Raw genomic sequence first — 19,403 nt, forward strand, 5'->3', positions numbered from 1 at the left:
GGAATACCCCTTAAGTATTTTCTTAGAGAGAGTAAAGAGAGAAGAGGGACAAGCTCCCTCAAAACAAAGAGTATGATCTTAGAGAATACTATTCTCTGTGTTATACAGAGAGAATAACTATTCTGTCGTATACGACAGTGAGTGCATATTCTGTTTCACAGAAGACAAAGCAAAAGCGAGAGGGGTTTATCACCCGTTCCTCTCTAAGAGCACTTCACTTCGTTCAGCTTGCGAACATGTCTTTGTATTGAGGGTTGCTAAACTCTAGAGAGTCATTCCTGATTGTAAATCAGATGTCAGCAAGCTCCTGTGTGAACACACACAGAATACATTTTGGTGAGCATTCAGGAGAGAGTAACGAAGTAGATCAAACATCAGACATTCACCTCCACCGTTGACGGTGAATCCAATAATCTCATCAACACACTTCTGATGGTTCACCATCGTCATTTGATGGTAGCTGTAAATCAAGCGACAGTGGAATGCTTCACCAGAATGGCATGGTTATCACCAGTGATAGATGTCAGCGTTTCCAACAGGATTGAATCAGGTGATGAATCAGGAATGATCGTGGTGTCACAACACCCAAATCTATACACCAACACTGCTGAAACACTGATTATACCTGACCTTGGTCGATACTCTGTTAACCACACCCGTCACTTTCTCCGTAATATCTTTCGGCTGAGTGCAATACGGTTGAAATCTGAGAAGAAAACTGGGAAGTACCCAGTACTGATGTTGTTCATCACAATCAGCCGTAGCAATACAGCTACAGGGTATTCACCATGCCCACCACACTGGCGATGGAAAGTGGTTAAGCCTTCTTAGGGCGAAAGCCTCGGTATATCCATCCAACTAGCCACCCAGCGATGTACAGCCCCACACTCAGCCCTAGCCAGATGCCAAACGTAGTAGTTACATACTCCTTTCTTTTCTTGGGTGCTTCTGCAAGTTCTTTCGGGAAGTCTTCATTCTCTTTTCGAATGTCTTCCCGAAGAGTGGTGATGTAGTCGCTCTGGTAGTCGGAGGCTATTGAGTCATTCAGGTAGCGTGTCAACTGTCCGATCCTTGACTCATGGCTGTACGTGAGTCTCGCCTCGGTGGGCAGGATCAGGTACGTATACCAGCCGATCAGGATCGCCAGAATCAGACTAGCCACTGCCCATAACCGCTGCCATCCGTTCATACGCATTATCCCATTTGTGTAATGGCTGTGCCGTGTGAGTCTAGCCAGTGCTTCACGGAAACATCCGGAAAACCCTCGGTTAACTCAGGGAAACCCCTAGGCCATCACTGTGTTGACCTGGGGCGAAGAGGGTGCCCATGGCTACAGCCTGCATTCCATAAGGGGTTGTGTCAGCGGGGGGTTAAGCTTTTCGCGTCAAGTGCTCTCAGATTGGCTTTTTTGCACTAGATATTCACATTGCAGCTGCAATACTCAAATTTGAGCAGGACAAGTACCCGGTAAACCTTCGGTAATCAATACCCTCGCTGGATGCTGCCATGAACGCGCTCACGCTCACTACGACACAACTCCAAGCCCTCGAAGACATCGCAGCCGGTAAGGTGGGCTGGTGCCAAGAGTCCCCGACCACTGATGTTAGCGATTACCGGTTGCTGTATGAGGCAGGGTTGATTGATGGGGCGAACGCCTCCGCTGACGATGGGTTTGGCCTTCTTGATATGCGGTTAACCATGACAGGGCAGCAAGCCCTTGCCAGTGCCCCCGAAGCAGTGCGGGAGAGTCGTGACGGAGTAGAGACAGCAGTAGTTCGCCCATTCTGGAAACGTTGGGGCTTCTGGTATTCGTTCATTGGAAGTGTTGGGGTGCTCATCACGTTTGTTCTGTGTGTTCTGACCTACTTCAAGACATTCGGCTGGTAGTACCGTTTTGGGTATGCCTGACACACCACAAAGAGCCTGTACAAAAAGTGAGCAGAATCGCATCTTTTCCTGTGTCACAAAATGCCTTTACAAACCCTACGTGACACAGCAATATATGACACACCCTAACTAACACAACGAGGTGTGTTCATGTTTGTCCGTGCGTACCTGCGAGCCTCCACAACTGAACAAGATGCAACCCGTGCAAAACAGGCGTTGATCGACTTTGCTAGCGAGAGTGGGCATAAAATCGCAGCCTTCTACGTCGAGAACGTGAGTGGCGCACAACTCGAACGGCCCCAGCTGTTTCGCCTGCTGGATGACAGCCACGAAGGTGATGTTTTGCTGATTGAGGGTGTAGATCGATTGTCCAGGCTCGCCCAGGACGACTGGGCAGTGTTGAAGTCCAAGATCGCGACCAAGAAGGTGACGGTAGTTTCCATTGACCTAAGCACCAGCCACGCAGTCCTGAAGCCCACGGAGGGAATGGACGATTTCACTAAGGGCATGATTGCGGCTGTAAACGGAATGCTGCTCGATATCCTGGCTGTAGTCGCACGCAAGGACTACGAGGACCGCCGCCGTCGTCAGGCTGAGGGTATCCAGCAGGCCAAGGCCGATGGTGCGTACAAGGGGCGTCCAGTGGATACCAAACTACGTGACCGTATCAGTGAACTGCTGGCTGACGGTAAGAGTGTCCGCAAAGTAGCAAGCCTGCTGGAGTGCAGCACGACGACAGTGCAGAAGGTCAGGGCAGCACAGCTGAAAGCTTTCGACGAAGCCCATGAAGCGTTTGAGAAGGAAGAGGAACAGCTTAATCACAAGATCGAGCAATCCCGTCGCCCTAATGGGCCTTGGCCTACGGAGGCTGACTATAAACCCTGGACGGACGCGAAAGACGCACTGCATAGAGCCGGGCAAGCGCTTGAAGAATAAACAGCAGGTATCGCCAACTGACGACATCGCAGCTTGAGGCGTGTGATTCTCTGCTAGCGTGACTCTAGGCCGCCCACGGGCGGCTTTTTCGTGCTGTGATATTCGCCGATTCTTGCCGCTGACAGCGAGTTGGCACGGGAATGGCGTTAAGGACCGACCCACACAGACCTGGGATAGCCTCATTTCCAGAAATGACCCCTTGATATTCCGCTACGGATTCACAGGCGATATTCGATCTAGGGCAAGTGTCGATTTTGAAAAGTTTGGGTAGCAGCGGATTTGGAAAGTGGCTTACGACCGACAGAGAACGGCCGGAAAGCTGCCAGACGTACTAGGGCTGTTCTCACAGTGTTGCGGGCACTTATTACTGCCTTCGAGACAACAGTGCATCATTTAAGTCTTTCGCGAGACTATCAGCATGGATACCCAGGACGGACCACAGCGCCATACAACGCACTCGTACAACAATGGCGTGAGTTTCTTCGGACTCTCCGCTGTGCAGATACGCGATATCGCGATTCTTGAATACACCGGACGCCGTAGACTCCGTGTCTTTGAAGAACTTTGCGAGGAGGCCATCAAGCCGTTTTGGTTCATAACGGTGTCCGATCGCGTTGCGGAAGGCGTTCAACGATTTAACTGCCTTCCATAAATCAGAATCAGCGGCCGACCCAACAAGTGCTTGGGCAAGCTTTGCTGCAGTACCGAAGCTGAATATATCGTTTTCGTCGTAGGGGCGGACATAGCTGGCCACCCCGGCAGAAATGACATCGTGCAGCCTTTCTTCGACCATCATGTGACCGCGAAGTACTGCCGTCAAAAGATCAGCCGGGCGATCGAAGGCCCTATGGAATAGACTAACCTTCTCTTCAATGTCCTCTGCGAATAGCTCTCTTGCCATAGATCCCTCAGGCTTTTTGCATTGTCAGCTCTATCAGGAAACTGCATCGTAACAACGATTCGTCCCCCAGCATTATTGGACGCTCTCGGCTGGCAGATTGTAGCGTATCCGAGGTATCCGTTATGGGGGGGAATCGACTCCTTTCCGCCGACAGCACAGCCCAAAGCTGCCGTTGGCCTATGGCAGACATTGACAGTTCTGTCCCGAGCTGAACCTCCTATTTCACACCTTCAAAAGCAAGGGAAAACTTAAACTCGTTTATAGCCATTGGCATGCCATCCCTTTGATAATGTTGTGGAGTGCTCCGGGCGGTAATCCCTGTATTGTGAGCTTCTGCGACTTTTTGTGCTACATATAGCCCAATACCTAATCCATCATGATGTAGACTGCGAGCATACTTCCCCCGAACTCCTTTTTTAAAAATGTCGATCAGTTCATCACCATCTAAGTACGGCCCTTCTGATGTGACACTTATTTCTATCGCAGACACAGTCTCTTCAATATTAATTTCTATCTCTGAAGTCTTTGAATACTTAACGGCGTTCTGAATTAGGCAGAGCGGAATAATTGGAAATGAATCATAAACGGAAACACGGTGAAAGGAACTCCCCTTCAGCTTGAAGCGCTTATTGTATTTTTTTCCTTCGGAGTGAAAGATAATCGCTTGAACCTTGTCGAACAGCTTGTAGACTTCACAGTTTTGTATTTCGCCATACTTCGCGCTTTCCGGATTGAAGTAGATGCTAATTAGCCTGAAAGAATCAACCAGCATGTTAGAGGCCTGAAATAGCGACTTGGTTTCGCTAGTTGACTGCTCAAGCCTCTCTGCAAAATTCTGACCTTTGTTTTTTTCAACTATCTTTTCTGCGCTAATATGTATCTGATTAGCCCATTTTACCGAGTCATGGAAGTAATGAAGAACCTCTGACTTGGCTTCTTCTATCTGAGCTTCTATCGAGCAGATGTAATTCGATAGCGTTTTAACCCAATCATCTGCGATGCTTTTTGGGTATCCTCGACCTTTTGATATTTTCTTTAGAAGTTTATTGCTGTGATCGGATTTAACCCCTAGAACTCCATAAAGAGTAAATGTGCTTTCGCCGATATGGTAGTTATAATATGAGAGTCCTTCAGGGCATCGATACTCTCCGGGCATAGTAGCTTTCTTGCAATCCTTGGGAATGCAACTCAAACACTTGGGATGCTCACTAATCTTGGAGGGAACTGAATCTCCATTTAGCCATGCCGTCATCTCGGGAAGATAGATACCACTTTCAAAAACAGTCCTAAGAGAATTTTTCACAGGGTGTCTCTCAGGTGATTAAGTAGCAGGCTATACTTATGAGTATCAATCTTGTGAGTGATTTTTGCACACGACTCAATAAGTCCAGACTCATTAATTTTGTCGTTTATGAATTTATAGCCAAACCTGAGCGCTTTGGACTTTTGCTTCTGATCGAGCCCTTTGCCCGAAAGAAACTCATCGATTTCTTTTGCTTTTGCCTTAGGTGAGTAGAATTTACTGAGGGTTTCGGTGACTACATTTTCCAAAGCTTGATCTTTGATTGGAGTTTGAATTTGCTTGTCGGAAAGTTTGAAAAACTCTGTAAGGGTTGGATCGTAGGTTTTCGAAGATGCAGCGATCACGGGCTTTCGTGGGTTGTCTTTTTTAATCCTTTTCATCAGTTCGAGGCCGCCACGTTTCATATCTTCCTCTACGATATTTGTAACATCAAGAATTATTAGGTCATAGTCAAGAAGATGCTTATAGTTTGTCAGAGATATGCTGGTAATCGAAGTTACATTAAAGCCGGTTTTTTGCAAAAATTGCAGTGGGTAATTTTCAGGCTGATCGTCCACTACAACAATTTTTTTAGACTTTATATTTTCGGACTCATTGACTTTCGACGCAATGAAGGATTGCATATCACCAAAAGGTGTAAATTCTTCTTTTTTATCTTTCAGCCAATGGGATATGGCCTTGTATATACCGAACAGTGTGACCAACCCAAGAAGAATTGTGATAGCGTTGGAGAGCCAACCGAGATCGGTCCAAAAGTTTTTTATAATGTCCATAACCATTCTCAATGTGACCCCGCACTAGCCTGGATTCATTGAGTCAAAATCCCAACGTCCTTGGCGGGTGTCCCTCCAATTTACAGTGATTTCACTTAGCCATCAATCCAGCCGGGGCGCTTTATGGGACTACAGGAAGCTCGATATTCACGCAACGGCGAAGTCCTGTAAGCCTGTTAATCTGCGTTCGTCTTAGGTGGCGGGTTTCAAAAAAGCCTAAGAGGGCCGGGCAAACTCGATGTGAAGCTCAATCCCGTGCTCCTCTAAAAGCAACCTGCGCATTTCTTGGGTAGAGGCCGACGTCATGGTGCTTTGAAGACGTTCAAACCAAAGGAATGCGTCAACCGCGTCATGGATCTCACGGTCACTCACAGTCAGCGAAGCGATCCCCTTTGGATGCATGAGCCTATCCCTGACTTTGATGGCACGTGTCAACGCCTCAAAGCCAGCACCTTCACACTTTATTTCGACTGCATTTGGAACAGCCTTCGCGAAACTCTGGATTGTCAGCTTAATCAAGTTGAGAGCACCGGTTCGCATAAGGCGGGTCTGAACAGTACCTTGGCCTGTGACCTCAATCTGCAACTCAGACAACGCCAGCCTAGTAGATTCCGACAAACGCTCCCCCCAGCTTCCGAGCAACATCTGACGCTGGAAATACAGACAACCCTCGATGAAAGCAAACACAGCTCGAACTAGGCCTCTACGGACGCTAGGAGCCAGATACACGGGGTCGGGATAACGCACGATGCTGGAGCCATCTTGCTTCTCATATGGATAAAGGGCTGTAACGTCAGCGTGGAGAGTTAGGTAAATCGCACAAGATTCACCGGGCTTTAGTCCATCAGTTCCGCAGTCATGGCGGTCCATATTTTCACTTCCTAGCAAGGCCAGCCGACACTTTATAGCAATAGAAGCTGACTCACTCGCTCAGGGAAAACCGAGCGTTAGCGGTCACCGACTGATGTGCCTATTCTATTTCCGGTGTTGACGTACTGCCCCTCCCATCCCTCCCACCTTCGTATATCGAGGCCAAAAAAAACGGGAGCATGGGTGGTGTCGGCAGCGGGCTAGATTGGGATCAGCAATTTAGGTCTCTTCCGAGCCTTTTAGTTTCGGACGTTTGACCCGATTAAAGACGGCATCGAAATCGAAATCGAAATCTAGGGTGACAGTAGGTGAGTCCCCACCTTCAGGGTTGCCTTCTTGGAATGAACACGACTTAATACGGTAGTCACCCGACAGTAGCGGCTCTGCCGATAGATCATAGAGTTCAGAGAGCGAGGTACGTCCTGCCAGAACCTCTAGTAGTACCGTTGTGGGAATAGTCAGCTTTCCACCTTTGTTAGATGTCGACACGCTTAATCTACCTCCGAGCTTTCGATACAGTCCGCTCGGCGGAGTATCATATTGATTTAGGGGGTGGTCATACTTCCATAAATTGAAATTTAGCTTTGAAAGGATATCTTTGTCGCCAACAGTCGGAAGCACCTTGGCTCGCTCGTTGTAATATATTTTTGCTCTTGCGTCTCGGGTGATATCAGTGAACCCCCGCACCCTGCTTTCGATGCTTACAGTGATAACACCACTAATGGATGTAGTTTGCTTGTATGCGTGATACAGGGCTTCTGAGGCGTTGACACCACCGGGGGCTACCGTAGCAGACAATGCATTACTCTGGTCCGTCCCTATACACAGCAAACGGACTCCTGGAACGTCATGCTGACGGGCTTTGTCTTTCACAATCCTGTACAGGGCATGTTCTTTGTAGTGCTTAGGCGCCTCTTGCACTAACCCACCACCGCCTCCACCAATTGATTGGGGTGCATATATCACCTCAAGGGTGTACTCGGGATGAGTAAAGGACGCTCGCTCAGCCTGATTGGCAGCTATCTGATTGAAAAATTCTTTTACAATGGAAGACTTCAGAAAATTATTTCGTTGATGGAGTTGTGGCAGCTTCCTGATAAATCCAGAACGCGAGGCTGGCCCACTAAATCTACATGATATCTTAAACCCATCAAGTCCCCTTCTATCTGCCTCCTGCCTCAACCACTGAGATACCTCAAATGATTGCCGTTCTTCTTTCCAAAAGCGGGGGTAGAGGAAAGCTATTTCAATCCAGATCATGTTACCGCTAGGCAATGTTACCCTTATGTCAGGGCTTCCATCTGAATGCGGCTCGTATTCAACGACTCCTATTTGGGTGCTGGCGTCGAGGACGACAAGTTCCCATATGGCGGCAGATCTAGTTTCGGCTGAGCTCAAATTTCCACGGATTTGTTCAAGTCGCTGCCCTGTGACTGTTTCGCAGCGGGTCAACAATTCTGCTACCTGTTCTTCCTTTAGCATGATAGTTCCCAAGAAGCCCGTAATTCCTGAGACTTACGTTAATGTGGTCCTCAGACGCTTGCAAGGTCTGCCAGTAAGTAAGTTTATCCGTACATGGAGAGCGCGAGCTTAGACAGCTACGTGCTGCAAGGGAAAGGAGTTAGGGGCGCTGTTGGCTGATCAACATGAAGATGTTCGGTGGGTCATCAAGGCAGCCAATTAGGATGCGAATCGCCTGGTCATTGGTGAAAAGGTTGCCGAGCGATGCAACGAACATCTGCAGCCCAACTCCTGCTTACGGTCGTGAGCGTGATACTGACTCAGAAGCGTACTCACTCCTACGGTGGTCGATATTGAGCCCCACCAGTTCTCGCGAACAGTCTCTGAACATACCAATTAGCCCGCCGATCCTCCTGTGTGCTCGCCTCAGGTCTTTGCGTGTAGCTACTAGCTCCGCACACAACAGGCCACAGTGGTGCTTCAACATCTCTTCATGGGTAGCCGCATGTGGGCCTTGTCACGTACCTGTGCGTCTCTGAATGTCGGCGTCGAGGTGTTACAAGTTGAGTACCAATTCCTGTTACAAACCATTGGAAAAGGCTTGCTGACCTCGTTACGATTCCGCCACCTGATTCCTTGAAAAACTGTCAGTCGGCGAACAGCATCTCCCGACTGTCACCCATCAGCAGGCCCTGATTGCGTTCGGTCACCTCGCGGATGTAATCCCACAACAGGGTGATCCGCTTGAGCTTGCGCAGGTCTTCGCGGCAGTACATCCAGAACTGTCGGGTGATGTTGATTTCCTGCGGCAACACCGGCAGCAGGCGCGGGTCCTGAGTGGCGAGGAAGCACGGCAGGATCGCCAGTGAGCGTCCCTGCTGCGCGGCCACGAACTGCGCGATCACGCTGGTGCTGCGCAGATTGGCGCTGGCGCCGGGCAGTACGTTGGCCAGGTACAACAGCTCCGAACTGAACGCCAGGTCGTCGACGTAACTGATAAACGAATGTTTCGCCAGGTCTGCCGGGCGGCGGATGGCCGGGTGTTTGTCGAGATAGTCCTGGGTCGCGTACAGCTGCAATCGGTAGTCGCACAGTTTGCAGCAGACGTACGGGCCATGCTCCGGACGTTCCAGGGCGATGACGATGTCGGCCTCGCGCTTGGACAGGCTGATGAAATGCGGCAGCGGCAGGATGTCCACCGAGATCGCCGGATAGGTGTCGACGAAGTGGCTCAGCTGCGGTGTGATGAAAAAGCTGCCGAAACCTTCGGTGCAGCCCATGCGCACATGACCTGACAGCGCCACGCCGGATCCGGAAACCTGCTCGCACGCCATGTGCAAGGTGCTTTCGATCGACTCGGCATAGCCCATCAACCGCTGGCCTTCAGCGGTCAGGACGAAGCCGCTGGTCCGGGACTTCTCGAACAGCAATGTACCCAACGCCGTTTCCAGGGAACTGATGCGCCGCGACACCGTGGTGTAGTCCACCGCCAGGCGCTTGGCCGCGGTGCTGGCTTTGCGGGTGCGGGAGACTTCCAGGAAAAACTTGAGGTCGTCCCAGTTCAACGAGCCGAGGGAGGTGATGTTTTTTTGCATGTTGGACCGGTTTTTATGTGCGTTCTTATCAGAAGTTTGCACATCTATACTCCAAAAACAGCCCGTTAACCAATTCGCGGCGCACCCTCTTCTCAAGGTGACTGTTTCGCCTTGGCTCCCAAGATAAAAACAAAGATCTGGAGACCCCCATGAACGTATCGCTCACACCTGACGAAACCACGGTGCAAAAGGTCAAACTGTTGATCGACGGCCAGTGGGTCGAGTCCAAGTCCACCGAATGGCACGACATCATCAACCCGGCGACCCAGCAAGTGCTGGCCAAGGTGCCGTTTGCCACCGCTGAAGAAGTCGATGCAGCCATCAGCGCCGCTCATCGTGCATTCCAGACCTGGAAACTGACACCCATCGGCGCCCGTATGCGCATCATGCTCAAGCTCCAGGCGCTCATCCGCGAGCACTCCAAGCGCATCGCCGCCGTCCTGAGCGCCGAGCAGGGCAAGACCATTGCCGACGCCGAAGGCGATATTTTCCGTGGCCTGGAAGTGGTCGAGCACGCCTGCTCCATCGGCAGCCTGCAAATGGGCGAGTTCGCTGAAAACGTCGCCGGTGGCGTCGACACCTACACCTTGCGCCAGCCGATCGGCGTGTGCGCGGGCATTACCCCGTTCAACTTCCCGGCGATGATTCCGCTGTGGATGTTCCCGATGGCCATCGCCTGCGGCAACACCTTCGTGCTCAAGCCGTCGGAACAGGATCCGATGTCGACCATGCTGCTGGTGGAACTGGCGATCGAGGCGGGTATTCCGGCTGGCGTGCTCAACGTCGTGCATGGTGGCAAGGATGTGGTGGACGGGCTTTGCACCCACAAAGACATCAAGGCGGTTTCCTTCGTCGGTTCGACCGCCGTCGGCACTCACGTCTATGACCTGGCCGGCAAGCACGGCAAGCGCGTGCAATCGATGATGGGCGCAAAGAACCACGCCGTGGTGCTGCCGGACGCCAATCGCGAACAAGCGCTGAATGCGCTGGTGGGTGCCGGTTTCGGTGCCGCCGGTCAACGTTGCATGGCCACTTCGGTGGTGGTGCTGGTGGGCGCGGCCAAGCAATGGCTGCCGGATCTCAAGGCGCTGGCGCAAAAACTCAAGGTCAATGCCGGCAGCGAGCCGGGTACCGATGTCGGTCCGGTGATCTCGAAAAAAGCCAAGGCACGGATTCTCGATCTGATCGAAAGCGGCATCAAGGAAGGCGCGAAACTGGAGCTGGACGGTCGTGAGATCTCGGTTCCCGGTTACGAGAAGGGCAACTTTGTCGGCCCGACCCTGTTCTCCGGCGTGACCACCGACATGAAGATCTACACCCAGGAAATCTTCGGCCCGGTACTGGTGGTGCTGGAAGTCGCCACGCTCGATGAGGCCATCGCCCTGGTCAACGCCAACCCGTTCGGCAACGGCACGGGCCTGTTCACCCAGAGCGGTGCGGCGGCGCGCAAGTTCCAGAACGAAATCGATGTCGGCCAGGTCGGTATCAACATCCCGATCCCGGTGCCGGTGCCGTTCTTCAGCTTCACCGGTTCGCGCGGTTCCAAGCTTGGCGACCTCGGCCCGTACGGCAAGCAAGTGGTGCAGTTCTACACTCAGACCAAGACCGTCACCAGCCGCTGGTTCGATGACGACAGCGTCAACGACGGTGTGAACACCACGATCAATCTGCGTTAAGGAGCCGGACATGAAAATCGCTTTTATCGGTCTGGGCAACATGGGCGCCCCGATGGCGCGCAACCTGATCAAGGCTGGCCATGCATTGCGCCTGGTCGACCTGAACAAGGCCGTGCTGGCGGAGCTGGAACAACTGGGCGGCAGCATTTGCGCATCGGCCCGTGAAGCGGCAGAGGGCGCGGAACTTGTGATCACCATGCTGCCTGCCGCCGTGCATGTGCGCAGTGTGTGGCTGGGTGAAGACGGCGTGCTCGCCGGTATCGGTAAAGGTGTGCCGGCGGTGGATTGCAGCACCATCGATCCGCAGACTGCGCGGGATGTGGCCGCTGCCGCCGCGAAACAAGGCGTGGCCATGGCCGATGCGCCGGTCTCTGGCGGCACTGGCGGTGCAGCCGCCGGGACACTGACCTTCATGGTTGGCGCCACACCTGAACTGTTCGCCAGCCTGCAACCGGTACTGGCGCAAATGGGCCGCAACATCGTCCATTGTGGTGAGGTCGGCACCGGGCAAATCGCTAAAATCTGCAACAACCTGCTGCTGGGCATTTCCATGGTCGGCGTCAGCGAGGCCATGGCGCTGGGCGACGCCCTGGGCATCGACACCAAGGTGCTGGCGGGCATCATCAACAGCTCCACCGGGCGCTGCTGGAGTTCGGAGATGTACAACCCATGGCCGGGCATCGTTGAAACGGCACCGGCGTCGCGCGGCTACACCGGCGGCTTTGGCGCCGAACTGATGCTCAAGGATCTGGGGCTGGCCACTGAAGCGGCGCGTCAGGCGCACCAGCCGGTGGTACTCGGCGCGGTGGCCCAGCAGTTGTATCAGGCGATGAGCCTGCGTGGCGAAGGCGGCAACGACTTCTCGGCAATCATCAACAGCTATCGCAAACCCTTGTAGGAGCGAGCTCGCTCGCGATGGTCGTCAACGATAACGCGGGGTGTCTGACACCCCGCGTTATCTTCGGGTTTTTCGCGAGCAAGCTCGCTCCTACAGATTAAGGCATGTGCGCATCAACATTTACCGGGAGGCCGCGTCGGGCGGGCTCCCGGTTTTTTTAGTCGGAAAAAGATCACACGTACACGATCACAGTGTCTGTCACCCTGGGATCGTTCCACGAGGCACGGTAACGTGCAACGCCCCCCGTTATCCCACTGACGTCGCCCTTGCCGACTGCGCAGGTTGACGCGATGTGACCAGGCCGATAAAGGAAATCGCCAGCGCCAGGCCAATGGTCGTGCTCACTTCGGTACGGTGTTGCGGGGAAACCATCATCACTGCCAGCGCAGCGCAAATGAACGCGATCACCAGCCATGTGAGCCATGGAAACAGCCACATGCGGAAGGTCAGTTCGACGTTCTGCCGACGCAACATCCGGCGCATGCGCAACTGCGATACTGCAATGGCCAGGTACACCAGCAAGGCAATCGCGCCGGAGCTGGCCAGCAGGAACTCAAACAATCCGGCGGGCATGAAGTAGCTCCAAACGGTAATCGCCGCCCCCAACACGGTACTGGCAATGACCGCCGCCCGTGGCACGCCTTCGGAAGAGGTTGCCTTCAGCGCTTTCGGCGCATCGCCACGGCGCCCCAGCGAGTACAGCATGCGCGAGGCGATGTAGATCGAGGAGTTCATGCAGCTGGCCACGGCAATCAGCACCACCACGTCCACCATGAACTTGGCGTGGGGAATGTTCATGATTTCCAGTGCGCGCTGGTAGGAGCCTACCGAAGCCAGCAGCGGGTCGTTCCAGGGCACCACGGAGATGACCACGAAAATCGACAGCAGGTAAAACACCCCGATGCGCCAGATCACCGAACGGGTGGCCTTGGCAATGTTCTGCGACGGGTTGTCGGATTCGGCGGCGGCGATGGTCACCGCCTCGGTCCCGATGAAGCTGAACATGATGGTGATGAAGGCGCCGACTACCGCTGACAGGCCGTTGGGTGCAAACCCGCCGTGCTCGGCCATCAGGCCGCTCAACCCGCTGACTTCCCGATCGGGAACCCAGCCCATCAACACGGCAAAACCCACGCCGATGAAACCAATGATCGCCACGACCTTGGCCATGGCGAACCAGAACTCGAATTCGCCGTACTTGGAGACACTGAACAGGTTGGTCACAACCAACGCAATGATCGACACCAGGGCAAACAGCCAGGCATCGATCTGGGGAAACCACTGGTTCAATACATGGCCGGCGGCCAGCGCCTCGATAGGAATCACCAGCACCCAGAACCACCAGTAGAGCCAGCCGATGGTGAAGCCCGCCCAACGGCCGATGGCCTGGTCGGCATAGGTGGAGAACGAACCGGTGTCCGGGTTGGCCACCGCCATTTCACCGAGCATGCGCATGACCAGAACGACCAGCAGGCCCGAGAACAGATAGGCCAGCAGCACGGCCGGGCCTGCCGCCGCAATGGCATGCCCTGAGCCCACGAACAAGCCGGCGCCGATAATTCCGGCGATAGACAACATGGTGACGTGACGAGGCTTGAAGCCCTGCGCCAGTTGGCCACTCGAATCCTTGGAGCTCGGGCTGATCATTATTTTTTTCTCTGGTGAACGACATTTGAGCGTGCTGATGGGGGGCAGTGATTGTCACGGTTGCCGGATACCCTTTCTGAACGCTGCGCCCTCCAGGCGCTGCCGTTCTGGTCAAACCCATCATCGCGATGTGGTTATTTCGATAAAAAGCAGCGCCACCTTACCCGGCTTGTCCGGCGCTCCCGTTACCTGATCGCGCCACCTTCGTATCTGAAATCGACACGGTCAAGCTTTGCGTTCGTTATGAAAACCAATGGGTCACTGAGTGGCAAAAAGAAATCACTTGGTTTTTTCGAGTGTTCTGCCGATGTAGCGGCGAAGTGTATAGCGTGGGTGTTTTGAGCGTGGAGGGGCGGGATGCGAGTGCGTCTATGGAGGGCGTATTGCGCAACGAGTAGTTACTTGGGTAACTACTCGTTGCGGGTGTCGCTTTCGTAACCAGGTGTCGTTTTGGGCAGGGATCAGGCAAACACAAAATACTTGCGCACGGTTTCCACCACTTCCCAGGTGCCTTTCATCCCCGGCTCGATGACGAAGATGTCACCGGCGCGCAGGTGGATCGGCGCCATGCCTTCCGGGGTGATGATGCAGTAGCCTTCCTGGAAGTGGCAGTATTCCCACTTCACGTATTCCACGTACCACTTGCCCGGCGTGCAGATCCAGGTGCCCATGATCTTGCTGCCGTCTTCACTGGTGTAGGCATTGAGGTTGACGGTGTGCGGGTCGCCTTCGAGTTTTTCCCATTTGCAGGCGTCGAGTACGGGCAGCGGGTGGGTGTCGCGAAGAACGGTAATCGGTGCGGTCATGATGACTCCGGGCATGAGGGAGAGCTGAAGTCGCACCGTATAGGGCTTGGCCGGGCATCAGTTGTCTGTGCTCGACATTGAGGTATCCAGAAGCGCTCCCTGATTTGCGCACGCCATGAAAAACGCCCCGGCATTCATCGAATGCCGGGGCGTTTTATTTTGCGGGTTACTGAGCCACTGGCAGCTTTCGATGCCTGGCCATGCGCACCCGGTAGCAAGCGTAGATGAGCAACACCCACACCGGCATGGCGTACACCGAGGCGCGAACTGGCGGAATCATCCAGATGACGCAGATGATCACGGCCATGAACGCCAGGCACAGGTAATTGGTGTACGGCGACCAGAAGGCCTTGAAGCCCGGCACGATGCCGCGCTGGCCCATGGCCTTGCGGAACTTCAGGTGCGTCAGGCTGATCAGCGCCCAGTTGATCATCAAGGACGCGACCACCAGGGCGAACAGCAACTCCAGCGCTTCGTGCGGAGCGATAAAGTTGACCAGTACGACCAGCATCGTGATCAGCGCCGATACGCCCAGCGCCAGCAACGGAACGCCCTGCTTGTTCAGTTTCATCAGCACCTTGGGCGCGTCGCCTTGCTCGGCCAGGCCATAGAGCATGCGGCTGTTGCAGTAGACGCCGCTGTTGTACACCGACAGCGCCGCGGTGAGCACTACGAAGTTGAGGATTTGCGCGGCGGTGTCGCTGCCGATCAAGGCGAAAATCTGCACGAACGGGCTGCCGCTATAGGCATCGCCCGAAGCGCCCAGTGTCTGCAGCAGTTGGTCCCACGGATACAACGACAGCAGCACGGTGAGCGCGCCGACGTAGAAGATCAGTACCCGGTAAACCACCTGGTTGATGGCCTTGGGAATGACCTTGCGCGGTTCGCTGGCTTCAGCGGCAGTGATGCCGACCAGTTCAAGGCCGCCAAAGGAAAACATGATGAACGCCATCGCCATCAGCAGGCCGTCGTAGCCGTTGGGGAAGAACCCGCCGTGGTCCCACAGGTTGCTCACCGACGCTTGTGGGCCGCCGGTGCCGCTGAACAGCATGTAGCAGCCCAGGACGATCATGCCGATGATGGCCACGACCTTGATGATCGCGAACCAGAATTCCATTTCACCGAAGACTTTGACGTTCAGCGTGTTGATCAGGTTGACCAGCACGAAGAACACCGCGGCGCTGACCCAGGTCGGCACTTCCGGCCACCAGAACTGCACATACTTGCCGACGGCCGTCAGCTCGGCCATGCCTACCAGCACATAGAGCACCCAGTAGTTCCAGCCGGACAGGAAGCCGGCGAAGCCGCCCCAGTAGTTGTGGGCAAAGTGGCTGAAGGAGCCGGCCACCGGCTCCTCGACGATCATCTCGCCGAGCTGGCGCATGATCAGGAACGCGATAAACCCGGCAATCGCATAGCCGAGGATCATCGAGGGGCCGGCGGACTTGAGTACGCCGGCGGAGCCCAGGAACAGCCCCGTACCAATGGCCCCACCCAAGGCGATCAGTTGAATATGACGATTCTTCAACCCCCGCTTGAGCGTCCCCTGTTGCAATAGTTCATCCGCCATCTGGTTCCCTTCTGGTTGTTGTGGCCAGGCCTGATTTCAAAGGACGAATATTACTCTGGGTGACCTCTTGGTTATACAGCCGTGCGTAGGGTTGAACGGTGATTTTCAAGGGTTTTAACGACGGTTTGCGCTACGTAGCGCCTCCAGCAAAGCTCTGGCATAGCCGGGCAAGTGCTTGAATGAGCGTGCGCACAACAGCAGTTTTCGTTGTGCCCATGGCTCCTTCAGCGCGAAGCTTTGCAGCGGTTGATCCACCGTCCAGCGGCGCAGGGCTGCCAGCGGCACGATGCCCAGCCCGGCACCGTGGGCGACCATGCGCATCACGCCATCGAAACCTTCGGCACGGATGCGGATTTGCATGCGCAGGCCGGTGTGCAACGCCTGTTCTTCCAGGTACACCGCCAACGCGCTATTGGCGGTCAGACCGACATAATGGTGCTGCAGCGTGTCGCTGAAATTCGGTGGTTCGCCGTCGGCCAGGGGATGCCCTGGCGGCATGATCAGTACCAGCGGATCGTCGCGAAAGGGCAGGGTGTCGAGGGTGTGGGTGTCCACCGCATCCGAGACGATCCCCAGGTCCGCCGCACCCTGGCGCAGGGCGTGGGTGATGCGGGAGCTGGGCAGCTCCTGCAGGTCGATGTCGAGGTTGGGGTGGTCGCGCAGGAAATCGGCGAGCAACTCCGGCAGGTACTCGGTGATCGCCGTGGTGTTGCACAACAATCGCACCTGGCCTTTGACGCCCTTGGCGTATTCGGCCAGGTCCTGCTGCAGGCGTTCGGCCTGTTGCATCAGGGTACGGGCATGTTGAGCCAGGGCTTTGCCGGCAGGCGTTGGCGTTACGCCACGCCGGCCTCTTTCGAGAAACTCGATCCCCAGTGAGGCTTCCATGGCGCGAATGCGCGCGCTGGCCGCTGCCAGGGACAGGTGGCTGCGGGCCGCGCCGGCGGTGATGTTGCCGGTGTCGAGGATGTTCAGGTAGAGGCGCAGGTCGGTCAGGTCGAAGTGCATCGGTGCAACCTTGAATGTGATGTTGTCTGGGCGGGCGTCTTCGCGAGCAGGCTCGCTCCCACAGTGGATTTGTGATCGGCGCATAACCCATGTGGGAGCGAGCCTGCTCGCGAAGGCGTCAGTCGCAGCAATGAAATATTCAGCCTCTTACAAAACAAGAGGCAACCTCAGTATATGGCAGATTTTCAACCAACCCTCGCGGGCTCACCATAGCCCCATGAACACACTCTCGGCGTTTTATCAGAATCTCGGACTGGCCCTTTCGTTGCTGGTTATCGGCACCTTTGTGCTGGCCGGCATGATCAAGGGCGTGATCGGCCTCGGCCTGCCAACCGTTGCCATGGGCCTGCTCGGTCTGGCTATGGCACCGACGCAGGCTGCGGCGCTGTTGATCATTCCGGCGACCCTCACCAATGTCTGGCAACTGGCATTCGGCGGGCATCTGTCGGGGCTGGTCAAACGGCTGTGGCCAATGTTGCTGGCGATTTTTTTCGGCACCGGGGCGGGCACGCTGTGGATCGGCATGGCCGGTGGGCATTGGGTGGTGCGGGGGCTGGGGGGGGCATTGTTGCTGTATGCGCTGAGCGGTTTGTTCCTGCCGACTTTACGCGTGGGGCAGCGCAGAGAGCGCTGGCTCGGACCGTTGTGTGGCGTGCTGACCGGTGTCATCACTTCGGCCACCGGCGTGTTCGTGATTCCGGCGGTGCCTTATCTGCAAGCGCTGGGTTTGAGCAAGGACGAGCTGGTGCAGGCGCTGGGCCTGTCGTTCACCGTCTCGACCCTGGCCCTGGCCGGTGGATTGCTATGGCGCGGCGCTCTCGGCGGGGGCGAGTTGAGCGCATCGCTGCTGGCGCTGATCCCGGCCATGCTCGGCATGTGGCTGGGGCAATCGCTGCGCCAGCGGATCAGCGCCCTGTGGTTCAAGCGCGTGTTCTACGTTGGCCTGGGTGTGCTCGGCGGCCATTTGCTGATCAGCGGCTAGCAGACGACGGGCTGATCATCTCGATGGCGCGGATCTCGAAGTCTCGTTCCAGGTATTCATCGCGCTGGTCGAGGAACTGCTTCATGTGCGGCAGGTTCGAGTGCACGTCGAGGTGGGCCCGGGATTGCCAGATCTCGTAGAAGATGAACAGGGTCGGATCCTGTTTGTCGCGCAGCATGTGGTATTCGATGCAACCGGGTTCGGCGCGGCTGGCTTCCACGTAGCGGCTGAAAAATGCTTCGAAGGCGTCGGATTTTTCCGGGCGGGTCTTGGCGTGCAGGATGAAGCCCTGGATTTCACTCATGTACATCTCTCCTCAAGTCTGAACTGGCGCCAGTCTAAGGCAACAATCGCCTGCTGATTCGTGCTTGTGGGTCAAATGAATTTTGCGGGATGGGTGCTTATTCCACGCGAGGCCGGTCGGTATTCTGCCGCCATCAAATTCCTGACCCTTCCCGAGATCACTCATGAAAAAAGTCCTGTTGCTCAATGGCGGCAAAAAATTCGCCCACTCCGATGGCCGCTACAACGCCACCCTGCATGAAGCCGCGTTGAGCGTGCTGGATCGTGGCGGCGTGGATGTCAAAACCACCTTCATCGACGAGGGCTACGACGTTGCCGAAGAAGTGGCCAAGTTTCTCTGGGCCGACGTGATCATTTACCAGATGCCCGGCTGGTGGATGGGGGCGCCGTGGACCGTGAAGAAGTACATCGACGAAGTCTTCACCGAAGGCCATGGCAGCCTCTATGCCAGCGACGGTCGCACCCGTTCGGATGCCTCGCAGAAGTACGGCAGCGGTGGCCTGATTCACGGCAAGCAGTACATGTTGTCGCTGACCTGGAATGCCCCGCAGCAAGCCTTCGACGACCCGACCGATTTCTTTGAAGCCAAAGGTGTGGACGCGGTGTACTTCCCGTTCCACAAGGCCAACGAGTTCCTCGGCATGACCGGTTTGCCGACCTTCCTGTGCGTGGACGTGATGAAACGCCCGAACATCGAAGGCGACGTGGCACGTTATGAGCAGCATTTGGCTGAGGTGTTTGGCCTCAAGGCGTAGCGCTCGGCTACTATCCGAGGCAACGGCCAGGA

The 19,403-nt window shown here is 55.1% G+C and carries 17 protein-coding genes and 1 pseudogene; 6 read left to right on the plus strand and 12 right to left on the minus strand.

The annotated features are described in order from the left end of the window. Positions 1-817: 817 nt before the first annotated feature. Positions 818-1,189 (minus strand): hypothetical protein, encoded by a 372-nt coding sequence (locus tag ACEN8E_RS02875; RefSeq protein WP_495591354.1) that lies wholly within the window; start codon positions 1,187-1,189, stop codon positions 818-820. A 317-nt stretch (positions 1,190-1,506) separates the two neighbouring features. Here ACEN8E_RS02875 and ACEN8E_RS02880 point away from each other — a divergent pair, with 317 nt between their 5' ends. Further along, entirely contained in the window at positions 1,507-1,887 is a 381-nt protein-coding gene (locus ACEN8E_RS02880; protein ID WP_495591355.1) for a hypothetical protein, read from the plus strand. A gap of 150 nt (positions 1,888-2,037) precedes the next feature. Then, positions 2,038-2,643: pseudogene (locus ACEN8E_RS02885) on the plus strand (recombinase family protein); the annotation flags it as partial. A gap of 544 nt (positions 2,644-3,187) precedes the next feature. Here the strand turns inward: ACEN8E_RS02885 and ACEN8E_RS02890 are convergent. The 6 genes from ACEN8E_RS02890 to ACEN8E_RS02915 all read right to left on the minus strand — a co-directional run bounded on the left by ACEN8E_RS02890 (position 3,188) and on the right by ACEN8E_RS02915 (position 9,726). Then, positions 3,188-3,724 (minus strand): hypothetical protein, encoded by a 537-nt coding sequence (locus ACEN8E_RS02890; RefSeq protein ID WP_495591356.1) that lies wholly within the window; start codon positions 3,722-3,724, stop codon positions 3,188-3,190. Positions 3,725-3,941: 217 nt separating this feature from the next. Then, positions 3,942-5,027: a sensor histidine kinase gene (locus ACEN8E_RS02895; RefSeq protein WP_495591357.1), complete on the minus strand. Its 1,086-nt coding sequence runs from the start codon at positions 5,025-5,027 to the stop codon at positions 3,942-3,944. Next, positions 5,024-5,800 (minus strand): hypothetical protein, encoded by a 777-nt coding sequence (locus ACEN8E_RS02900; protein WP_495591358.1) that lies wholly within the window; start codon positions 5,798-5,800, stop codon positions 5,024-5,026. The genes ACEN8E_RS02895 and ACEN8E_RS02900 overlap by 4 nt, the downstream gene beginning before the upstream one ends. A 216-nt stretch (positions 5,801-6,016) precedes the next feature. Beyond that, positions 6,017-6,670: a hypothetical protein gene (locus ACEN8E_RS02905; protein WP_495591359.1), complete on the minus strand. Its 654-nt coding sequence runs from the start codon at positions 6,668-6,670 to the stop codon at positions 6,017-6,019. A 219-nt stretch (positions 6,671-6,889) separates the two neighbouring features. Continuing rightward, on the minus strand, positions 6,890-8,152 hold the full coding sequence (locus ACEN8E_RS02910) for a hypothetical protein (protein ID WP_495591360.1): 1,263 nt from the start codon (positions 8,150-8,152) through the stop codon (positions 6,890-6,892). 626 nt (positions 8,153-8,778) lie between these two features. After that, on the minus strand, positions 8,779-9,726 hold the full coding sequence (locus tag ACEN8E_RS02915; protein ID WP_495591361.1) for a LysR family transcriptional regulator: 948 nt from the start codon (positions 9,724-9,726) through the stop codon (positions 8,779-8,781). 149 nt (positions 9,727-9,875) lie between these two features. Here ACEN8E_RS02915 and ACEN8E_RS02920 point away from each other — a divergent pair, with 149 nt between their 5' ends. Together ACEN8E_RS02920 and mmsB are read left to right on the plus strand one after the other, a co-directional pair. After that, positions 9,876-11,402 carry a CoA-acylating methylmalonate-semialdehyde dehydrogenase gene (locus ACEN8E_RS02920; RefSeq protein WP_495591362.1) on the plus strand — a complete coding sequence of 509 codons (1,527 nt, stop codon included), beginning with the start codon at positions 9,876-9,878 and terminating at the stop codon, positions 11,400-11,402. 10 nt (positions 11,403-11,412) lie between these two features. Continuing rightward, complete coding sequence (gene mmsB, locus ACEN8E_RS02925; protein ID WP_495591363.1) at positions 11,413-12,300, plus strand: 3-hydroxyisobutyrate dehydrogenase; 888 nt, start codon at positions 11,413-11,415, stop codon at positions 12,298-12,300. 246 nt (positions 12,301-12,546) lie between these two features. Here the strand turns inward: mmsB and gabP are convergent, their stop codons facing one another. The 4 genes from gabP to ACEN8E_RS02945 all read right to left on the minus strand — a co-directional run bounded on the left by gabP (position 12,547) and on the right by ACEN8E_RS02945 (position 17,331). Continuing rightward, positions 12,547-13,947 (minus strand): GABA permease, encoded by a 1,401-nt coding sequence (gene gabP, locus ACEN8E_RS02930; RefSeq protein ID WP_495591364.1) that lies wholly within the window; start codon positions 13,945-13,947, stop codon positions 12,547-12,549. 461 nt (positions 13,948-14,408) lie between these two features. Next, positions 14,409-14,753: a cupin domain-containing protein gene (locus tag ACEN8E_RS02935; RefSeq protein WP_007900627.1), complete on the minus strand. Its 345-nt coding sequence runs from the start codon at positions 14,751-14,753 to the stop codon at positions 14,409-14,411. A gap of 166 nt (positions 14,754-14,919) precedes the next feature. Beyond that, a complete protein-coding gene (locus ACEN8E_RS02940) occupies positions 14,920-16,323 on the minus strand; it encodes an amino acid permease (RefSeq protein ID WP_495591365.1) in 1,404 nt (467 codons plus the stop codon). A 114-nt stretch (positions 16,324-16,437) separates the two neighbouring features. Next, positions 16,438-17,331: a LysR family transcriptional regulator gene (locus ACEN8E_RS02945; protein WP_495591366.1), complete on the minus strand. Its 894-nt coding sequence runs from the start codon at positions 17,329-17,331 to the stop codon at positions 16,438-16,440. 217 nt (positions 17,332-17,548) lie between these two features. Here ACEN8E_RS02945 and ACEN8E_RS02950 point away from each other — a divergent pair, with 217 nt between their 5' ends. Further along, on the plus strand, positions 17,549-18,313 hold the full coding sequence (locus ACEN8E_RS02950) for a sulfite exporter TauE/SafE family protein (protein ID WP_495591367.1): 765 nt from the start codon (positions 17,549-17,551) through the stop codon (positions 18,311-18,313). Here ACEN8E_RS02950 and ACEN8E_RS02955 read toward each other — a convergent pair. Beyond that, on the minus strand, positions 18,303-18,617 hold the full coding sequence (locus ACEN8E_RS02955; protein ID WP_495591368.1) for a putative quinol monooxygenase: 315 nt from the start codon (positions 18,615-18,617) through the stop codon (positions 18,303-18,305). The genes ACEN8E_RS02950 and ACEN8E_RS02955 overlap by 11 nt on opposite strands. 163 nt (positions 18,618-18,780) lie before the next feature. Here ACEN8E_RS02955 and mdaB point away from each other — a divergent pair, with 163 nt between their 5' ends. Next, positions 18,781-19,371, plus strand: coding sequence for an NADPH:quinone oxidoreductase MdaB (mdaB, locus tag ACEN8E_RS02960; protein ID WP_495591369.1), 591 nt, complete (start codon positions 18,781-18,783; stop codon positions 19,369-19,371). Positions 19,372-19,403: the final 32 nt, after the last annotated feature.

Source organism: Pseudomonas sp. Pseusp9 (assembly GCF_059491265.1).